A 19,159-nucleotide genomic window follows, 5' to 3' on the forward strand; every position below is an offset into this window, starting at 1 on the left:
GGTATTCATTTTTCGTCCGAGGACGTTAAGAATCCATGTCACTTTGAGTGCCCACACAGATTGTCTGATAAATTGTTAAAGAGCAGTGCAACGCGCTTTAGCGCTCTGTCGCGAGGTCCCGTATATTACGTTTTCCTCATTCAGAGTCAAGCGTTTATTTTGCTTTTCTCTGTCGGCTTTCGCGGCTGATATTCAGCGCTGGAGCCTTCTGACCCGGCGGCCTGTAAGCCGTTGTTCCGTGTCAGTGGAGGCGCATTATAGGCGGTAATTCTGAGGTGACAAGTATAAATTCAAAAAAAACAATTCAATCGGTTACTTTTCACACAAAATCACGTTCAGGCTTTAATTCTTGCCTGGTTTTTAAACAAAAACGAGCCCGTCGGGCCCGTTTTTGTCGTTTTGTGATTTACTGCACTGCCACTATCCGGTCATCTTTCACCACCAGCTGCACTTCTTTACCGGGAATAAGTTCGCCGGAAAGGATTTGCTGCGCCAGCGGGTTTTCGATCTGCTGCTGGATGGCTCGTTTTAACGGCCGCGCGCCGTACACCGGATCGTAACCGTTCGCGCTGAGCAGCTTCAGCGCCTCATCGGACATGCGCACTTCATAGCCACGCTCTTCCAGACGTTTATACAGACGCTGCAGCTGAATCTGTGCAATAGAGGCAATGTGTTTTTCACCCAGCGGGTGGAATACCACAACCTCATCTATACGGTTGATGAATTCCGGACGGAAGCTTTGGCTAACAACGCCCATAATCACATCTTTCATATGACTATAATCCAGCTCACCGAACCGCTCCTGAATCAGATCGGAGCCGAGGTTAGAGGTCATAATGACGACCGTATTACGGAAATCGACCGTTCTCCCCTGTCCGTCCGTCAAGCGCCCATCATCCAGCACCTGCAGCAGAATGTTGAACACGTCAGGATGCGCTTTTTCGACCTCATCCAGCAAAATCACTGAATAAGGACGACGGCGTACGGCTTCCGTCAGATAGCCGCCCTCTTCATAACCGACGTATCCCGGAGGCGCACCCACCAGCCGCGAGACGGAGTGTTTCTCCATAAACTCGGACATATCGATACGCACCATCGCGTCATCGCTATCGAACATGAAGTTCGCCAGCGTTTTACACAGTTCGGTTTTACCGACACCGGTCGGCCCAAGGAACAGGAACGAGCCGATAGGACGGTTAGGGTCGGACAAGCCGGCACGGCTACGGCGAATAGCGTTAGAGACCGCTTCAACCGCCTCGTTCTGACCAATCACCCGACTGTGCAGTTCCTGCTCCATGCGCAGCAGCTTTTCACGCTCGCCTTCCATCATTCGCGCGACCGGAATGCCGGTCCAGCGCGCCAGAACTTCGGCAATTTCCGCATCCGTTACTTTATTACGCAACAGACGCATCGTTTTACCTTCAGACTGCGTGGCCGCTGCCAGCTGTTTTTCCAGCTCCGGGATTTTGCCGTACTGCAGCTCTGACATCCGGGCCAGGTCGCCAACGCGTCGCGCCTGCTCGATGGCAATTTTTGCCTGTTCCAGCTCGGCTTTAATCGTCTGAGTTCCGGAGAGGGACGCTTTTTCCGCCTTCCACTCCTCTTCTAATACGGAATACTGACGCTCTTTATCCGCCAGCTCTTCATTCAGCATATCCAGACGCTTCAGGCTTGCCTCATCGGCTTCTTTCTTCAGCGCCTGCTGCTCCAGCTTGAGCTGAATAATACGTCTGTCGAGTCGGTCGAGTTCTTCCGGCTTCGAGTCAATCTGCATACGAATGCTGGAAGCGGCTTCATCGATCAGGTCAATCGCTTTATCCGGCAGCTGGCGGTCGGCAATGTAGCGATGCGACAGAGTTGCGGCAGCGACGATCGCCGGATCGGTGATCTGCACATGGTGATGCAGCTCATAGCGCTCTTTTAAGCCGCGCAGAATCGCAATGGTGTCTTCCACCGAAGGTTCGGCCACGAAGACTTTCTGGAAACGCCGCTCCAGGGCCGCATCTTTTTCAATATATTGCCGATACTCATCGAGGGTAGTCGCACCGACGCAGTGCAGTTCACCGCGCGCCAGCGCGGGCTTCAGCATATTACCGGCATCCATCGCGCCGTCCGCTTTACCCGCGCCCACCATGGTATGCAGCTCATCGATAAACAGAATGACGTTGCCTTCCTGCTTCGAGAGATCGTTCAGCACGCCTTTCAGACGCTCTTCAAACTCGCCGCGATACTTAGCACCTGCCACCAGCGCGCCCATATCCAGCGCCAGTACCCGCCGGCCTTTTAGCCCTTCCGGTACTTCGCCGTTGACGATACGCTGCGCCAGCCCTTCGACGATAGCCGTTTTACCGACGCCAGGTTCACCGATAAGCACCGGGTTGTTTTTAGTGCGCCGCTGCAGTACCTGAATAGTACGGCGAATCTCTTCATCACGACCGATAACCGGATCCAGCTTGCCCTGTTCAGCACGCTCGGTCAGATCGACGGTAAATTTTTTCAATGCCTGACGTTGGTCTTCAGCACCCTGATCGTTCACGCTTTCACCTCCACGCATTTGTTCAATCGCCTGAGTCACATTGGCGGTTGTTGCACCGGCAGATTTCAACAGATCGGTTAGCGTACCGCGTGATTCAAGCGCCGCCAGAACGAACAGTTCCGACGAAATAAAGTTATCCTTCCGCTTTTGCGCCAGCTTGTCGCAAAGGTTCAGAATACGCACCAGATCCTGGGACGGCTGCACGTCGCCGCCGGTGCCTTCCACCTGCGGTAAACGGCTCAAGGCCTGAGTAATACTGGTGCTTAACTCGCCGGCGTTAATGCCCGCAGAAGTTAATAAAGGACGTACAGATCCCCCTTCCTGATTAAGCAAGGCGCTCATTAGATGAAGAGGTTCGATGAATTGGTTGTCGTGCCCTAGCGCGAGCGACTGGGCATCGGCAAGAGCAAGCTGGAATTTATTGGTAAGACGGTCCAGACGCATAACTCCTCCCATAACAGGTCAAATTTGCTACTGGAGATTAAATGAGGTCATCCCTCAATTATTCAAGGTTAAAGACCTGAACTATGCGAAAAATAAGTCTGCCTTCCGGACCGTCTTGATGCACCAGGTTATATCAGCCAGATAAAACTAGCCATACGACCCGTAGTCTTATCACGGCGATAAGAGAAAAAATCGTCCTTTTCGCTTAGCGTACAGCGATCGCCGCCGAAGATTTTCTCCACGCCGACGTTGGCCAGGCGCTGACGAGCCAGCTGATAGATATCGGCAAAGTATTTCTCACCGACCGGACGAAAAGCGCTGTCGGCCTTCGCGTCTTTGCTCATAAAGGCTTCGCGAACTTCCGCGCCGACTTCAAAAGCCTCGGGACCGATAGCCGGCCCGAGCCACGCCAAAATATTCTCCGGCTTATCGGCGAAGCAGGCGACCGTTTCCTCCAGCACACCGTCGCATAGTCCGCGCCAGCCCGCGTGGGCCGCCGCCACTTCGGTACCCGCACGGTTGCAAAAAAGCACCGGCAGGCAATCAGCGGTCATCACGGCGCAAACGGTGCCCGGCGTATTACAGTATGACGCATCCGCGCGTTTTGACGCATACGGCCCGCCGTCGAGTTTCAGCACCGCCGTACCGTGAACCTGTTCGAGCCACACCGGATACGCCGGGAGCCCGCCTGCGGCAAACATCCGCCGGCGGTTCTCTTCAACATCGGGCAGATTGTCTCCGCAATGGGCGCCCAGATTAAGCGAGCCATACGGAGGCAGGCTGACGCCGCCAACGCGCGTGGAGCTACAGGCCGCCACGCTTTCCGGCATTGGCCACTGCGGTACAATCAGTTTAGTCATAGCCAGTCAATACGATCCTTATGCTCTTCATAATCGGCGCGCATGGCATCGATCAGCTCAACCATATCCTGAGGGATCGGCGCATGCCATTCCATCTCAATACCGCTAACCGGGTGATACAGACGCAGCATGGTGGCGTGCAGAGCCTGACGATCGAACTGGCGCAGTGCGGTAATGAACTCCTCTGACGCCCCTTTCGGCGGACGCGGACGGCCGCCGTATACCTGATCGCCGACCAGCGGATGGGTGATATGCGCCATGTGTACGCGGATCTGGTGAGTACGACCGGTTTCCAGACGCAGGCGCAGGCGCGTATGAATACGGAAATGCTCCATAATGCGGTAATGCGTTACCGCCGGTTTCCCCATCGGGTGCACCGCCATATGCGTACGCTTGGTCGGGTGACGACTAATCGGTTCTTCTACCGTGCCGCCAGAGGTCATGTGACCAATCGCTACCGCTTCGTATTCGCGGGTGATTTCGCGCAGCTGCAGCGACTCCACCAGACGCGTTTGCGCCGGGATGGTTTTCGCCACAACCATCAGGCCGGTGGTGTCTTTATCCAGGCGGTGGACAATGCCCGCACGCGGAACATCGGCAATCGACGGACAGTAGTGCAGCAGCGCATTCAGCACAGTACCGTCAGGATTGCCCGCCCCCGGATGGACGACCAGGCCGCGCGGCTTATTGATCACGAGGATGTCGTCATCCTCGTAGACGATATTGAGCGGAATATCCTGCGGTTCGAAGCGCACATCTTCTTCGATTTCAACATCGATAGAGACGCTTTCTCCCCCTAAAACTTTCTCTTTCGGCTTGTCGCTGACAGCGCCGTTTACCAGCACTCGCTGGTCAAGGATCCATTCTTTTATGCGCGAACGCGAATAATCCGGGAACATTTCGGCCAAAGCCTGATCTAAGCGTTGCCCGAGTTGATTTTCGGACACCGTTGCGGTGAGTTGTACTCGTTGTGCCATATACAGCTTCTTCGTTTAACGTTGGGTTTTACGGCTTTGCCGTATAATATAGTGTGCTATTGTAGCTGGTCTTAATCGGGAGCAGGAACAGAGATTCTCCCGCATAAACATTTTGAGGAAGTCAAAACGTCATGACGCGCATGAAATACCTGGTGGCAGCTGCCACACTGAGCCTGGCTTTGGTGGGTTGCTCCGGCTCAAAGGAAGAGGTGCCTGATAATCCGCCGAATGAAATCTACGCGACTGCCCAGCAAAAACTGCAGGACGGTAACTGGAAACAGGCAATAACGCAACTGGAAGCGTTGGATAATCGCTATCCGTTCGGCCCTTATTCCCAACAGGTACAGCTGGACCTGATTTATGCGTACTACAAAAATGCCGATCTGCCGTTAGCTCAGGCGGCCATCGACCGCTTTGTTCGTCTGAACCCGACCCATCCTAACATTGATTACGTCATTTATATGCGTGGTCTGACAAATATGGCTCTGGATGATAGTGCGCTGCAAGGATTCTTCGGGGTCGATCGCTCCGATCGCGACCCCCAGCACGCACGGGATGCCTTCAATGACTTCTCGAAGCTGGTGCGCGGCTATCCGAACAGCCAGTATTCGACCGACGCCTACAAACGTATGGTGTTCCTGAAGGATCGTCTGGCGAAGTACGAACTGTCGGTGGTTGATTACTATACCGACCGCGGCGCGTGGGTTGCCGTCGTAAACCGCGTTGACGGCATGCTGCGTAGCTATCCGGATGCGCAGGCTACCCGCGACGCATTGCCGAAAATGGAAAACGCCTATCGCCAGATGCAAATGAACGCACAGGCAGACAAGGTGGCCAAAATTATCGCGGCTAACGGCAAAAACACCTGATCGCTTTTGAGGTAAGCAAAACGGCAGCCCTGGGGCTGCCGTTTTTTTATTCATCAGAGCTATACGCTGAAGCGTTTTAGCGTCAAGTCATCCCATCAAATATGACGCTCTTTCCCGCGTTCGACAAGTAAAATCTCCCCCGTTCCTGTCCTGCCTCACAAATTGCATTCGTTGACAAAAAGTGACATTAAAATGTGACTTAGATCACGCATTTTGACATTGGGCGAGGTATGCTGAGTTCACCAAGACGGGAAAGACAAGAGGTAAAATTTATGACAATGAACATTACCAGTAAACAAATGGAAATTACTCCGGCTATTCGCCAGCATGTCGCAGACCGTCTCGCCAAATTGGATAAATGGCAAACCCACTTAATCAACCCGCACATCATTCTCTCCAAGGAGCCGCAAGGTTTTGTCGCTGACGCAACCATCAATACGCCAAACGGTCACCTGGTTGCCAGCGCGCGAAGTGAAGATATGTACGCCGCGATCAACGAATTAATCAACAAGCTGGAACGGCAGCTGAACAAAGTGCAACACAAAGGGGAAGCCCGCCGCGCCGCAACATCGGTGAAAGAGGCAGGCTTTGTGGAAGAAGAAGAGTAATCCTGAACTTTACTGTCCTTAACTTAATATTGTGTAACGCCACGCGCCTTCGGGCGCGTTTTTTATTGACAGGATGAAAACAGTCCGGGTACTGTAATCCCAGCTGATTAAAGGAATTTATCTTGAAACTACTGCCGTTCTTCTTCGCATTCTTTTTTACCTTCCCCTAACCGGGAGGCAATTCGTCGTGTGATAAAGAATGCGAAGACGAACTACAAGGCCTCCCACCAGGGAGGCCTTTTTTATTTATGCCCGCTATTTTTCAGGCTGCACGCGCGCTGTCGGTGGCTCGAACGATTTAGGGTATCTAAACCAATAACAAGAAAGGCAACACATATGACCGAGGAAAATCCATTACTGGCCCTGCGCGATAAGATAAGCGCCCTGGATGAGAAGCTGCTCGCGCTGCTGGCAGAGCGTCGCGGGCTGGCTGTCGAAGTCGGCAAGGCCAAGCTGGCATCGCATCGCCCGGTACGCGATATCGACCGCGAGCGTGACCTGCTGGAGCGCCTGATGGCCCTGGGCAAAGCTCACCATCTGGACGCGCACTACATCACCCGCCTGTTCCAGCTGATCATTGAGGATTCCGTGCTCACCCAGCAAACCCTGCTGCAGCAGCACCTGAATAAGATCAACCCGCATTCAGCGCGCGTCGCTTTTCTGGGGCCAAAAGGGTCATATTCGCACCTTGCCGCGCGGCAATATGCGGCCCGCCATTTCGAACAGTTTATCGAAAGCGGCTGCGCCAGGTTTGCGGATATCTTCGACCAGGTTGAAACAGGCCAGGCTGACTACGCGGTAGTGCCGATCGAAAACACCAGCTCTGGCGGGATCAACGACGTCTACGATCTGCTGCAGCACACCACCCTGTCGATCGTTGGTGAACTGACGATCCCTATCGATCACTGCGTCCTGGTTGCCGCCTCTACCGATCCGCAGCAAATTACTACCGTCTACAGCCATCCTCAGCCGTTCCAGCAGTGTAGCCAGTATCTGAGCCGCTATCCGCACTGGAAAATCGAATACACCGAAAGTACCTCGGCGGCAATGGAGAAAGTCGCGCAGGCCAAATCGCCAACCATCGCGGCGCTGGGCAGCGAAGCCGGCGGTGCGCTGTACGGACTGCAGGTGCTTGAACACTGTGAGGCCAACCAGACGCAAAATATCACCCGCTTCCTGGTACTGGCGCGCAAGGCGGTGAACGTCTCCGATCAGGTTCCGGCAAAAACCACCCTGCTCATAGCGACCGGCCAGCAGGCGGGTGCGCTGGTAGAAGCGCTGCTGGTACTGCGCAACCACAACCTGATCATGACCAAGCTGGAGTCGCGCCCAATCTACGGCAACCCGTGGGAAGAGATGTTTTATCTGGATATCCAGGCCAACCTGGAATCCATCCCCATGCGCAAGGCGCTCAAGGAGCTGGCGGAGATCACCCGCTCAATGAAGGTACTGGGCTGCTATCCAGGCGAAAACGTGGTGCCCGTCGAGCCCATCTAACGCTCGATAAACGCCCGCTTCTTCATCCCTGCCACCGCAACCGGCAGGGTGAAGATCGCGCCGGAGAGCGGATATTTCGCCACTTCATCCGCAGCCATGTTTTCCCGGGTGGTGGTGATAAACAGCGTACGCATATCTGCCCCGCCAAAACAGACCATCGTCGGGCAGCGTACCGGCAGACGGTACTCTTCCAGCTGTTCGCCGGTCGGCGAGAAGCGGGCTATACGCCAGCCGTCAAACATCGCGCTCCAGTAGCACCCTTCGACATCGATAGCCGCACCGTCAGGAATACCTTCCCCCGGCTGAAAGCGCCGGAAAACCTCACGCCTGCCCGGCTCGCCCTGTTCATCCAGCGGAGTACGGTAGATAACGGCATTCGGCGTATCGGAGGTATACATCCAGCGCCGGTCCTCGCTAAAGGCGAGGCCGTTAGCGCCGTGGATATCGCACTGGATGACCCGCGGGGTAAGATCGCTGTCAATACGCACCAGAAGCGCGCCGTTATAATCTCCCGGCGCCCAGAAGGTGCCGGCATAAAAGCGCCCGTCGCGATCGGTCCCGCCGTCGTTAAAACGGGCCAGCTGCGGGTTGCTTGGGTTATCGCAGATTTTGCGGCGCAGCAGGCCGCGCGCATCGGTTAACCAGATAGCGCTGCGCAGCGCCACGATAAAGCCGCCCTTCTCGCGCAGCGCAAAGCAGCCGACCTCTTCAGGAAACTGCAGGACCTGATGTTCACCGCTGTGCATCTCGTAACGGTGAATTTCGCCCGCCATAATATCGGCCCAGTATAGAGCTTGCTCAGCCTCATTCCAGGTCGGGCATTCCGGCAGGTGTCCGGCGTAATCAAACAGCGGTTGTGGTTCAGCCATCGTTTTCATCCCTATAAAAAAAGCCAGCGGGTTGCCCCTCTGGCTTTGATTATATACGGTTTTCAGCTACTGCCGATTATCATTCGCCTGGCGCAGCAGCGTACGGCTTTCGCTCTGGAAGCGCTGGGCATAATCGCCAAACCAGTGCTCAACTTTGCGGAAGCTGTCGATAAATGCCTGCTTATCTCCCTGCTCCAGCAGGCCAATCGCCTCGCCAAAACGCTGGTAGTAGCGCTTAATCAATGCCAGGTTACTCTCCGACGACATAATGATGTCGGCGTAGAGCTGCGGATCCTGGGCGAACAGCCGGCCCACCATCGCCAGTTCAAGGCGGTAAATCGGTGACGACAGCGCCAGCAGCTGCTCCAGACGAACGTTCTCTTCCGCCAGGTGCAGGCCATAGGCAAAGGTCGCAAAGTGGCGCAGAGCCTGAATAAAGGCCATGTTCTGATCGTGCTCAACGGCGCTGATGCGATGCAGACGGGCGCCCCAAACCTGAATTTGCTCAAGGAACCACTGATAGGCTTCCGGCTGGCGGCCGTCGCAGTAGACCACAACCTGCTTGGCGAGGCTGCCGCTGTCCGGACCGAACATCGGATGTAAGCCCAGCACCGGGCCATTATGCGCCGCCAGCATCGCCTGCAGCGGCTCCGCTTTAATTGATGCCAGGTCAACCAAAATGCAGTCCGCCGGCAGCGAAGGCAGCCGGGCAATCGTTTCAGCCGTGGTATGAATAGGGACGCTGACGATCACCATCCCGGCGTCGGCAACAATCTCCGTCGCCCGCGGCCAGTCTTCTTTCTCCAGAATACGTACCCGGTAGCCTGAAAGCGTCAGCATCTTCTCGAACAGGCGCCCCATCTGCCCGCCGCCGCCGACAATCACCACCGGCCGCAGGTTCGGGCAAAGGGTCTTAAAACCTTTGTCGTTTTCGCTGGAATAGGACTCGCGCATCACGCGGCGCAGCACGTCTTCAATCAGATCCGGCGGCACGCCGAGCGCGGCCGCCTCTTCGCGGCGGGAGGCCAGCATCGCCGCCTCCCGCTCCGGGACGTAAATGGGCAGGCCGTATTTGCTCTTGACCTCGCCCACTTCCGCCACCAGCTCCAGACGCCTGGCCAGCAGGCTCAGCAGCGCCTTATCAACTTCATCAATTTGATCGCGCAACGCGGTCAGTTCAGCAACCATACTATCCTCTTACGCCAGACGAGCCGCCAGATGGCCGCGCAGATCCTTATCAAGTTCGCGGAGCAACGCATCGGTGGTTTCCCAGCTGATGCAAGCATCGGTGACGGATACGCCGTATTTCATATCACAACGCGGCTGCTCAGAGGACTGGTTGCCTTCGTGGATATTACTCTCAATCATCAGGCCAATAATGGAACGATTGCCATCCTTGATCTGCGCGACGACGGATTCTGCCACCGCTGGCTGACGGCGGTAGTCTTTATTGGAATTACCATGACTGCAATCTACCATCAGCGACGGCTTCAGTCCCGCCTGAGTCATCTCTTTTTCGCACTGCTCGACGTCCTGCGGGCCGTAGTTTGGCGCTTTACCGCCGCGCAGAATGACGTGACCATCCGGATTGCCCTGGGTTTGCAGCAGGCAGACCTGGCCGGCCTGGTTAATCCCGACAAAGCGGTGCGGCATCGCCGCGGCGCGCATGGCGTTGATCGCCGTCGCCAGGCTGCCGTCGGTACCGTTTTTAAAGCCGACCGGCATTGAGAGACCGGATGCCATTTCGCGGTGCGTCTGGGACTCAGTGGTACGTGCGCCGATCGCCGACCAGCTGAACAGATCGCCGAGGTACTGTGGGCTGTTAGGATCCAGCGCTTCAGTGGCCAGCGGCAGCCCCATATTGACCAGCTCGACCAGCAGCCGGCGCGCAATCTTCAGACCGCCTTCAACGTCAAACGAGCCATCCATGTGCGGATCGTTAATCAGCCCTTTCCAACCGACGGTGGTACGGGGTTTTTCAAAATAGACGCGCATTACCAGGTAGAGGCTATCGCTGACCTCTTCGGCAAGTGCTTTAAAACGATGAGCGTACTCGATTGCCGCTTCCGGATCGTGAATTGAGCAAGGACCGCAGACCACCAGCAGGCGCGGATCGCGGCCGGCAATAATGTCAGAGATAGTCTGACGGGACTGCGCAATCTGCGCTTCTTGTTCAAGGCTCAGCGGGAATTCAGCCTTCAGCTGATCCGGAGTGATCAAAACCTGTTCGTCGGTAATATGTACGTTATTCAGCGCGTCTTTTTGCATGATTGCGATCCTGGGTAGCTCGTTTGCGATAGTGTTTTCCTCACTGAGGAGAACGTAACGATACCACACAAAGTAAAGATTTCAATCCATATTCCGTAAATTTTACTTTACACACGCAAAATAAATGGCCCTTTATCCGCCATAAAACGTAAACTTAAATTAACACCACCCGCAAAGACCGCCCAAAAATTATCCGCTGGGCCACCTTTTCTTTACGAAAAATCCTGGCCAAAATTACCCCATGGCAAAGACCGTGGCTAATGACGATTTTCACCAACAATGCTATTCTTCGGCCGGGCAACAGCGCGCTGCAATTCACGTACCATGACGAACCAGACGGATCCGTTAATGAAACAGTTTCACCGTCTTTTTTTGATGTCTTTGTTATTCATCGTGATCTATCCCGCTTTTGCCGCCGGGTCGTCTGCAAATGTGCGAGCCATTGTTTCAGGGATCGTGACGTACACCCGCTGGCCAGAACTCTCCGCCCCGCCCAGGCTGTGTATTTTCTCTACGTCACGCTACACCCAAAGTCTGACCCAGCAATCGCCTGAAGCTTTGCCCTACCAGCCGGTGGTTGTTCACAGCACAGAGGAAGCGTTGAATACGGTTTGTGATGGTTTTTATTTTGGTAGCGAATCGCCGTCACAGCAGTCCGAATTCACCTCTAAATACCGGCCAAGGCCCCTATTACTTATCGCGGAACAGAATACCGAATGCGCTATTGGCAGTGCTTTTTGCCTGATCATCAATGACGACAGGGTCAAATTCTCCGTTAATCTTGATGTCCTGACGCACAGCGGTGTGCGGGTCAATCCAGATGTACTGATGCTTGCCCGGAAAAACGCACATGAATAAGGATTATCCTCAGGGCCCGCGCCCCACCTTCAAAAGAGCGCTACGCCGTATCAGCATGATAAGCGTAATCATATCGATGACTCTGGTCTGGCTGCTGCTCAGCACCGCCTCCGTATTCACGCTGAAACAATATGCGCAGAAGAATCTCGAACTAACGGCCGCGACGATGAGCCGCAGCCTCGAAGCAGCGCTGGTCTTTGGCGATAGCGCGGCGGCAGAAGATACGCTGGCGACGCTGGGGAAGCAGGGACAGTTTTCCGAAGCGCTGGTGCTTGATAGCCAGAAAAAGCATTTTGCCCTCTGGCATAACCACGATCTGGTAAGCCAGGAAAAACTCAGCGGCCTTATCAGCAGGTGGCTTTTCCCACAGCCCACCGTGCAGCCCATCTGGCATGAAGGGAAAACGATCGGCGAGCTTCGCCTGACGGCGCTGGATCGGCTGATAAGCCACTTCCTCGGCATTTCCATTATCGTCCTGACCGGCAGCATCCTGCTGGCGTCTTTTATCGCCCTGCTGCTGACCCACTCCCTGCACCGCGGCATCGTTACCGCGCTACAGAGCATTACCGAAGTGGTGCACGATATCCGGGAAAACCGCCACTTCTCGCGTCGCGTTCCCGAAGAACACATTGAAGAGTTTCATCTTTTCGCCCAGGACTTTAATAGCCTGCTCGGCGAGATGGAGGACTGGCAGCGGCAGCTGCAGGCCAAAAACGCCCAGCTTCTGCGCAGCTCTCTGCACGATCCGCTGACCGGGCTTGCCAACCGCGCGGCGTTTCGTAACGCCATCGGCAAACTGATGAATGACGACGTTACCCACCGCAGCTCCGCGCTCCTGTTCCTTGATGGCGACAACTTCAAGCTCATCAACGATAACTGGGGGCACGCGACGGGCGATAAGGTCTTAATCGAAGTGGCCAGCCGGCTGATGGCGTTTGCCGGTACCCACCATCAGGCATGGCGGTTAGGCGGCGACGAATTTGCCATTCTGCTGCGCAATGTCCACACCGAAGCTGAAGTCCAGGCACAGTGCGCCTTACTCTCGGCACAGTTTCTCCAGCCGTTTAATCTGCACAACGGCCACACCGCTACCCTGTCGCTCAGCATTGGTTACGCGCTGGCGTGGGAGCATACTTCTGCCGAAAATCTGCAAGAGTTTGCCGATCAAAATATGTATCGGATGAAACATCAGCGTTTGCAGCAGGTACAAAAATAAAAGGAATCATCATGCTCAGGAAATATTTTGCTCCCGCTCTGCTGGCCGCGGTTTTTCTCACCGGCTGCCAGGCTCCGCAAGGAAAATTCTCTCCGCAGCAGGTTGCGGCGATGAAGTCCTACGGCTTTACGGAAAGTAACGGCGACTGGTCCCTGGGCATCTCTGACACCATTCTGTTTGATAAAAATGACTACCGCCTGCGTCCCGAAAGCCAGCAGCAAATTCACAGCATGGCTTCCCGCCTTGCCTCAACCGGGATTACGCATAGTCGTTTAGATGGTCATACGGATAACTATGGCGAAGATGGCTACAACGAGATGCTGTCGCTGAAACGCGCAAACAGCGTCGCTGACGCCTGGGCGGAGGGTGCCAGCATCCCGCGCGGCAATTTAACGACCCGCGGGTTAGGTAAAAAATATCCGATTGCCAGTAACGATACGGCAAAAGGTCGTGCCGAAAACCGCCGGGTGACGGTGGTTATCAGCACGCCTTAACTCCCTTAGTCTACTGAACTGGCGAGCGTCACAGCGCTGGCCGCACGCCAGCGCAGATAGTCCACGACAATACCCAGCAGCAGGCTGGCGCCCATCAGCGGCAGCGCCAGCCCCAGCAGGACGGCCATCACCAGCGTGAGCGTACGGGCGGGCCATGCCAGATTAAGCCAGGCCTGCACCAGCGTACCTGCCGGATTAAACGCCGCCTTCGGCGGACGACGGATCCACCATAAGCGATACCCAACGACTATCATCGCGCACAGCGCCGCGCCAAAGGCGATCAGCAGCAGCTGATTCGCCAGGCCAAAGAGGATCCCCATGTGGAAATCGACGCCCCAGCGGGTGAGTTTCGCCATCAGCGGGAAATCGGCAAAGCGCGTACGATCAACAACCTGCATCCGCTCACCGTCAATCGCTACCGCATCCACCCGGGTCGGCCAGCCCCGGTCGATTTCGTTCACCGTCCAGGCGAACCCCGCCCCTTTGGGAGGGCGAATCTCAATCTTGCTGGCGTCGAGACCTGCGCTACGCGCGAGCGTCAGCACCTGGTCAAACTGCTCGCCCTTTAGCGGCGGCATCGTTTCGGGCATCGCCATATTCCCCATATGATGCTCAGCATGGGCATCATGAGCCATCGGCATCGCGGCGTGCAGCCGGGCGTTGACCTGCGGCGTCAGCCAGCCGAATGCGGCGCGCATCTTATCGACATTATCCCCGGCCCACTGCGACCAGGTTAAGCCGGTCGCGGAGAACAGCAGCATTCCCGCCAGCAGCACCCAGCCGAGGGAAGCATGCAGCCGGCGCGTATTTTGCTGGCGGTTATTGATCCGCCGGCGGGGCCGGGTCATGGCCCATAGCGCAATGCCCCCCAGCGCGGCAACCCACATCCAGGATGCCGCCAGCTCGCTATACAGCCGCCCGATATTTCCTGCCAACAGGGACCTGTGCGCATAATCAATCCACTGGCGCAGGGGCAAAATACCGCTGGTGCCATAGACCGTCATATCGCCTTTAACCTGCAAGGTTACCGGATCGATAAACAGCGCCCGGGATTCTGACTCTCCCAGCTGCGGGTCGGCGAACATCACCCGCGTGGTCTCGCCGGCGACCATGGCCGGGCGCACCGCCTGCAGGCGAAGATTTCCCTGAGTTAGCGCCTCCGCGGCCGCTATTTGGGCGCTCAGCGGCTGCTTCTCCCCGCCGGGTGTCGCGCTCAGCGCGTCGTGATATAGCCAGCTTTCCAGCTGCGGCGTGGCCACGTACAGCGTACCGGTTAGCGCGGCCACGAAGATAAACGGCCCGATAAACAGGCCAATATAAAAATGAAGACGTCGCAGCAGGTTCAGCCATGCCGCGCGCGAGGTGCAGGTAGTCATACTTTTCCTTTCCGAAAGCAAAAAGAGAACGTTGCGCAGTGCGCACATTATTTTTTTATCAACAGGAAACAGCGGACTGCCGCGGCGGCGCGCGGGTGTCGGGATAGAGCCAGGGGAAGAAGTGCCAGTGCTTCTGCACCGGACGTGCCGTAAAGATACGCAGCCGACGCAGGATGAAGGTAATAAGCAGCGCCAGCGCCAGCAGCAGGCCCGGCACGTGAGCTAGCAGCACGCAGTAGCCGCAGGCCTCGGCGTGGTCGGCCGGCAGGGTTTGCGAAGGCGCAGACGTCTGCGCAGCGGAATGGGACATCGCCATGCCGTGCGGCATTTCCATGGCGTGAGGCGTGTCCGCCATCATCATCGCGTGGTGCATCCCGGGCATCGCGCTCATGGGATCTTTTTGCAATGAGATAGAGATCAGCGGTGCGACGACGATCAGCAGGATCGAAAACAGCGCCAGCCATGCGGCCCGCCGTTTATGTGCTGACTGTCGATAAATATTGCCGGCCACCGCCCCTCCATCGTGAGGGCGATATTGTAAATGATTTACATCAAGATAGTTAAAACAAAGATAAAAAAAGGGCCAGCCTATCAGGCCAGCCCTTTTTATCAGGATGTCGCGAAAGCGAATCTTAGTTAAGACGCTCTTTGATACGAGCAGACTTACCGGTACGCTCACGCAGGTAGTACAGTTTAGCTTTACGTACAGCACCACGACGTTTAACAGCAATGCTGTCAACTACCGGAGAGTGAGTCTGGAAGACACGCTCAACGCCTTCGCCGTTGGAAATTTTACGAACAGTGAATGCAGAGTGCAGACCGCGGTTACGAATAGCGATAACCACGCCCTCGAATGCCTGCAGACGTTTTTTGGAACCTTCAACAACCCATACTTTCACTTCCACGGAATCACCCGGGCGGAAGGAAGGTACGTCCTGCTTCATCTGTTCTTGTTCAATTTGCTTAATAATGTTGCTCATAATTTAATCTCTTATCCTGGGTAAACTGATATCGGGGGCTTACGCCATCCCATCATGTTTATGCTGCTGTTGTGCGTGTTCAGTTTTGAACTGCGCCAGCAACTTTGCTTGCTCTTCAGTCAGAGCCAGGTTTTCCAAAAGTTCAGGTCTTCTAAGCCAGGTGCGGCCCAGCGACTGTTTCAAACGCCAGCGACGTATCTCAGCATGGTTTCCCGACAGCAATACTGGCGGTACCTCCATCTCTTCTAACACTTCAGGGCGGGTATAGTGTGGGCAGTCCAGCAGACCATCGGCAAAGGAATCTTCCGTTGCCGAAGCTTCATGACCCAGAACCCCCGGAATGAACCGGGAAACGGAATCAATCAGCGTCATTGCTGGTAACTCACCACCGCTGAGAACGTAATCGCCGATTGACCATTCTTCATCAATTTCGGTCTGAATTACGCGCTCGTCTATCCCTTCGTAGCGACCGCACACCAAAATCAGCTTCTGATTCGTTGCCAGTTCGCTGACGCCCGCTTGATCAAGCTTGCGTCCCTGAGGCGACAGATATATCACCTTAGCGCCTTCACCTGCCGCGGCTTTTGCTGTATGGATGGCGTCCCGCAAGGGTTGCACCATCATTAACATCCCCGGTCCGCCGCCGTAAGGACGATCGTCCACGGTACGGTGCCGGTCATGCGCGAAGTCGCGAGGACTCCAGCTCTGGATGCTCAGCAGGCCATTTTTTACTGCCCGGCCAGTTACCCCGTAATCGGTAATTGCGCGGAACATTTCAGGAAACAGGCTAATTATGCCAATCCACATAGAGCCGTCTTTTACCGTTTATCCGGAGAATTTAAAAACCAGGATCCCAATCTACTTCGATTGTACGAGTAGCGAGATCGACTTTCTTGATAACCTGCCCATCGAGGAACGGAACCAGCCGCTCCTTGATGCCAAACGCATCTTTCAGGTTTGCCTTGATGACGAGAACGTCATTTGACCCGGTTTCCATCATATCGATGACTTTACCCAGGCCATAGCCTTCGGTGGTGACTACCTGGCAGCCCATCAGGTCTTTCCAGTAATAGTCGCCCTCTCCGAGCTTCGGCAGCTGCGAGGAATCCACGATAATTTCGCAATTAGTCAGCAGATTCGCAGCATCGCGATCGTCAATGCCCTTCAGCTTGATGACGATATCCTGATTGTGGTGGCGCCAGCTTTCCAGCTCAACAACCTGCCACTGACCCGCCTTCTGGATTAACCAGGGCTGATAGTCAAAAATGCTTTCGGCGTCTTCGGTGGAGGAAAACACTCTGAGCCAACCACGGATACCGTAGGAAGAACCCATTTTGCCCAATACGATCGGATCAACAGGTGCTTGTGCGGTGTGTTGCTTGCTCATCATGACCACCGTGACAGATTAAGCTGCTTTGTTCGCTGCTTTGATCAGCGTAGCTACGCGATCGGAAACGGTAGCGCCCTGGCCAACCCAGTGAGCGATACGATCCAGATCCAGACGAGTTTCTTCTTCTTTCGCGGAAGCGATCGGGTTGAAGAAACCAACGCGCTCGATGAAGCGACCGTTGCGTGCATTACGGCTGTCGGTGACAACAACCTGGTAGAACGGACGCTTTTTAGCGCCGTGACGAGCTAAACGAATAGTTACCATAACATCCTCTTGTGTGAATAGAACAACCGGGCCCCATCGAGGAACGGGGCCCGGGTGTCATATTAAAAGCCCGAAAATTTTACTGATTTCTGTGCAAAAATCAATTCAAAACTGCAATACGCTAAATAATTCGAGTTGCAGGCAGGCGGCAAGCGAGTAAATCCCCGGGAGCGTACACAAGTACGTGACCGGGGTGAGCGAACGCAGCCAACGCATCAGCGGCTTGAATGATGGCGCGTATTAACGACCGGGGAAGCCCGGCGGCATCATGCCTTTCATGCCGCGCATCATCTTCATCATGCCGCCTTTCGACTTCATCTTCTTCATCATGCGCTGCATATCGTCGAACTGCTTGAGCAGACGGTTAACGTCCTGCACCTGCATCCCGCAGCCCGCGGCGATGCGGCGCTTGCGCGAACCTTTGATGATCTCAGGCTTGGCGCGCTCTTTCAGCGTCATCGAGTTGATGATGGCTTCCATCCGCACCAGCACTTTATCGTCCATCTGCGACTTAACGTTGTCCGGGATCTGCCCCATGCCCGGCAGCTTGCCCATCAGGCTGGCCATGCCGCCCATGTTCTTCATCTGACGCAGCTGCTCGAGGAAGTCGGTCAGGTCAAAGCCGTCGCCCTTCTTCAGCTTGGAGGCCAGCTTTTCGGCCTGCGCGCGGTCAACCTTGCTCTCGATATCTTCGATCAGCGACAGCACGTCGCCCATGCCGAGGATACGGGAGGCAATACGATCCGGGTGGAACGGCTCCAGGGCTTCGGTTTTTTCGCCGACGCCGAGGAATTTAATCGGCTTACCGGTGATATGACGAATCGACAGGGCCGCACCGCCGCGGGCGTCGCCGTCCACTTTAGTCAGCACGACGCCGGTCAGCGGCAGCGCTTCATTAAACGCTTTCGCCGTGTTCGCCGCATCCTGGCCGGTCATCGCATCAACGACAAACAGGGTCTCTACCGGGTTAAGGGCAGCGTGAACCTGCTTGATTTCGTCCATCATCGCTTCGTCAACGTGCAGACGACCGGCGGTATCCACCAGCAGCACGTCGTAGAACTTCAGCTTCGCTTCTTTCAGCGCGGCGTTTACGATGTCGATCGGCTTCTGGCCGACGTCGGACGGGAAGAAATCAACGCTCACCTGCTCGGCCAGCGTTTCCAGCTGTTTAATCGCCGCCGGGCGATAAACGTCCGCGGAGACAACCAGCACTTTCTTCTTGTGCTTCTCACGGAGGAATTTACCCAGCTTCGCGACGCTGGTGGTTTTACCGGCGCCCTGCAGGCCCGCCATCAGCACTACGGCCGGCGGCTGAGCGGCTAAGTCCAGCGCCTGGTTCTCTTCGCCCATCGCCGCAACCAGCTCGTTGCGCACGATCTTGACGAATTCCTGGCCCGGCGTCAGGCTTTTGTTAACTTCATGACCCACCGCGCTCTCTTTTACGCGGCTGATGAAATCACGCACGACGGGCAGCGCGACGTCCGCCTCGAGCAGCGCCATGCGCACTTCGCGCAGGGTTTCTTTAATGTTGTCTTCGGTAAGGCGTCCGCGGCCGCTGATGTTGCGCAGCGAACGCGACAAACGATCGGTTAAATTATCAAACATTGTCTCTCGCCTGAGGTGGAAACTGTCGGTCGCCGCAGCGACACCACA

Annotated in this window: 20 protein-coding genes and 1 other annotated feature; of the genes, 7 read left to right on the forward strand and 13 right to left on the reverse strand. The window is 55.6% G+C overall.

Going from position 1 to position 19,159, the window contains the following annotated elements; genetic code table 11:
* Positions 1-406: 406 nt before the first annotated feature.
* The 3 genes from clpB to rluD form a co-directional block, all read right to left on the reverse strand.
* Positions 407-2,980: an ATP-dependent chaperone ClpB gene (clpB, locus tag EDF75_RS26575; RefSeq protein ID WP_095105646.1), complete on the reverse strand. Its 2,574-nt coding sequence runs from the start codon at positions 2,978-2,980 to the stop codon at positions 407-409.
* A 128-nt stretch (positions 2,981-3,108) separates the two neighbouring features.
* Positions 3,109-3,840, reverse strand: a complete 732-nt coding sequence (gene yfiH / locus EDF75_RS26580) for a purine nucleoside phosphorylase YfiH (RefSeq protein WP_133601445.1) — start codon at positions 3,838-3,840, stop codon at positions 3,109-3,111.
* On the reverse strand, positions 3,837-4,817 hold the full coding sequence (gene rluD / locus EDF75_RS26585; RefSeq protein ID WP_133601446.1) for a 23S rRNA pseudouridine(1911/1915/1917) synthase RluD: 981 nt from the start codon (positions 4,815-4,817) through the stop codon (positions 3,837-3,839). Before rluD ends, yfiH begins: the two co-directional genes overlap by 4 nt.
* A gap of 131 nt (positions 4,818-4,948) precedes the next feature.
* On the opposite strand from rluD, the gene bamD reads away from it, so the two are divergent.
* The 4 genes from bamD (at position 4,949) to pheA (ending at position 7,791) form a co-directional block, all read left to right on the forward strand.
* Complete coding sequence (bamD, locus tag EDF75_RS26590) at positions 4,949-5,686, forward strand: outer membrane protein assembly factor BamD (protein WP_041146779.1); 738 nt, start codon at positions 4,949-4,951, stop codon at positions 5,684-5,686.
* Between the two features lie 272 nt (positions 5,687-5,958).
* Complete coding sequence (raiA, locus tag EDF75_RS26595; RefSeq protein ID WP_045855684.1) at positions 5,959-6,294, forward strand: ribosome-associated translation inhibitor RaiA; 336 nt, start codon at positions 5,959-5,961, stop codon at positions 6,292-6,294.
* 121 nt (positions 6,295-6,415) lie between these two features.
* Positions 6,416-6,540, forward strand: a sequence feature (Phe leader region).
* Positions 6,417-6,464 carry a pheA operon leader peptide PheL gene (gene pheL / locus EDF75_RS27200; protein WP_121497579.1) on the forward strand — a complete coding sequence of 16 codons (48 nt, stop codon included), beginning with the start codon at positions 6,417-6,419 and terminating at the stop codon, positions 6,462-6,464. It overlaps the preceding feature by 48 nt.
* 90 nt (positions 6,541-6,630) lie before the next feature.
* A complete protein-coding gene (gene pheA / locus EDF75_RS26600; protein ID WP_133601447.1) occupies positions 6,631-7,791 on the forward strand; it encodes a bifunctional chorismate mutase/prephenate dehydratase in 1,161 nt (386 codons plus the stop codon).
* On the opposite strand, the gene EDF75_RS26605 is transcribed toward pheA, so the two are convergent.
* The 3 genes from EDF75_RS26605 to aroF all read right to left on the reverse strand — a co-directional run bounded on the left by EDF75_RS26605 (position 7,788) and on the right by aroF (position 10,928).
* Complete coding sequence (locus EDF75_RS26605; RefSeq protein ID WP_133601448.1) at positions 7,788-8,660, reverse strand: SMP-30/gluconolactonase/LRE family protein; 873 nt, start codon at positions 8,658-8,660, stop codon at positions 7,788-7,790. The genes pheA and EDF75_RS26605 overlap by 4 nt on opposite strands.
* A gap of 66 nt (positions 8,661-8,726) precedes the next feature.
* A complete protein-coding gene (gene tyrA / locus EDF75_RS26610) occupies positions 8,727-9,848 on the reverse strand; it encodes a bifunctional chorismate mutase/prephenate dehydrogenase (protein WP_133601449.1) in 1,122 nt (373 codons plus the stop codon).
* Between the two features lie 9 nt (positions 9,849-9,857).
* Complete coding sequence (aroF, locus tag EDF75_RS26615) at positions 9,858-10,928, reverse strand: 3-deoxy-7-phosphoheptulonate synthase AroF (protein WP_123708465.1); 1,071 nt, start codon at positions 10,926-10,928, stop codon at positions 9,858-9,860.
* 348 nt (positions 10,929-11,276) lie between these two features.
* Here aroF and yfiR point away from each other — a divergent pair, with 348 nt between their 5' ends.
* From yfiR to EDF75_RS26630, 3 genes are read left to right on the forward strand one after another with little or no spacing between them, the layout of a single operon-like run.
* Complete coding sequence (yfiR, locus tag EDF75_RS26620; protein ID WP_133601450.1) at positions 11,277-11,786, forward strand: regulatory sequestration protein YfiR; 510 nt, start codon at positions 11,277-11,279, stop codon at positions 11,784-11,786.
* Positions 11,779-13,002, forward strand: a complete 1,224-nt coding sequence (gene dgcN / locus EDF75_RS26625; protein ID WP_133601451.1) for a diguanylate cyclase DgcN/YfiN — start codon at positions 11,779-11,781, stop codon at positions 13,000-13,002. Before yfiR ends, dgcN begins: the two co-directional genes overlap by 8 nt.
* 11 nt (positions 13,003-13,013) lie before the next feature.
* Positions 13,014-13,496: an OmpA family protein gene (locus EDF75_RS26630; RefSeq protein WP_132514680.1), complete on the forward strand. Its 483-nt coding sequence runs from the start codon at positions 13,014-13,016 to the stop codon at positions 13,494-13,496.
* A gap of 5 nt (positions 13,497-13,501) precedes the next feature.
* Here the strand turns inward: EDF75_RS26630 and EDF75_RS26635 are convergent, their stop codons facing one another.
* The 7 genes from EDF75_RS26635 to ffh all read right to left on the reverse strand — a co-directional run bounded on the left by EDF75_RS26635 (position 13,502) and on the right by ffh (position 19,111).
* Positions 13,502-14,872, reverse strand: a complete 1,371-nt coding sequence (locus tag EDF75_RS26635) for a PepSY-associated TM helix domain-containing protein (protein WP_133601452.1) — start codon at positions 14,870-14,872, stop codon at positions 13,502-13,504.
* Between the two features lie 58 nt (positions 14,873-14,930).
* Positions 14,931-15,383, reverse strand: a complete 453-nt coding sequence (locus EDF75_RS26640; protein ID WP_133601453.1) for a DUF2946 domain-containing protein — start codon at positions 15,381-15,383, stop codon at positions 14,931-14,933.
* A gap of 121 nt (positions 15,384-15,504) precedes the next feature.
* A complete protein-coding gene (gene rplS, locus EDF75_RS26645) occupies positions 15,505-15,852 on the reverse strand; it encodes a 50S ribosomal protein L19 (protein WP_041146788.1) in 348 nt (115 codons plus the stop codon).
* Positions 15,853-15,891: 39 nt separating this feature from the next.
* Complete coding sequence (gene trmD, locus EDF75_RS26650; RefSeq protein WP_045855697.1) at positions 15,892-16,659, reverse strand: tRNA (guanosine(37)-N1)-methyltransferase TrmD; 768 nt, start codon at positions 16,657-16,659, stop codon at positions 15,892-15,894.
* A 31-nt stretch (positions 16,660-16,690) separates the two neighbouring features.
* On the reverse strand, positions 16,691-17,239 hold the full coding sequence (gene rimM / locus EDF75_RS26655) for a ribosome maturation factor RimM (protein ID WP_045855721.1): 549 nt from the start codon (positions 17,237-17,239) through the stop codon (positions 16,691-16,693).
* Between the two features lie 18 nt (positions 17,240-17,257).
* Entirely contained in the window at positions 17,258-17,506 is a 249-nt protein-coding gene (gene rpsP, locus EDF75_RS26660) for a 30S ribosomal protein S16 (protein ID WP_041146791.1), read from the reverse strand.
* Between the two features lie 240 nt (positions 17,507-17,746).
* Positions 17,747-19,111, reverse strand: a complete 1,365-nt coding sequence (gene ffh, locus EDF75_RS26665) for a signal recognition particle protein (protein ID WP_041146792.1) — start codon at positions 19,109-19,111, stop codon at positions 17,747-17,749.
* Between the last annotated feature and the right edge of the window lie 48 nt (positions 19,112-19,159).

Source organism: Klebsiella sp. BIGb0149 (genome assembly GCF_004362605.1).
In the GTDB taxonomy this organism is placed as follows: Bacteria; Pseudomonadota; Gammaproteobacteria; order Enterobacterales; family Enterobacteriaceae; genus Klebsiella; species Klebsiella terrigena.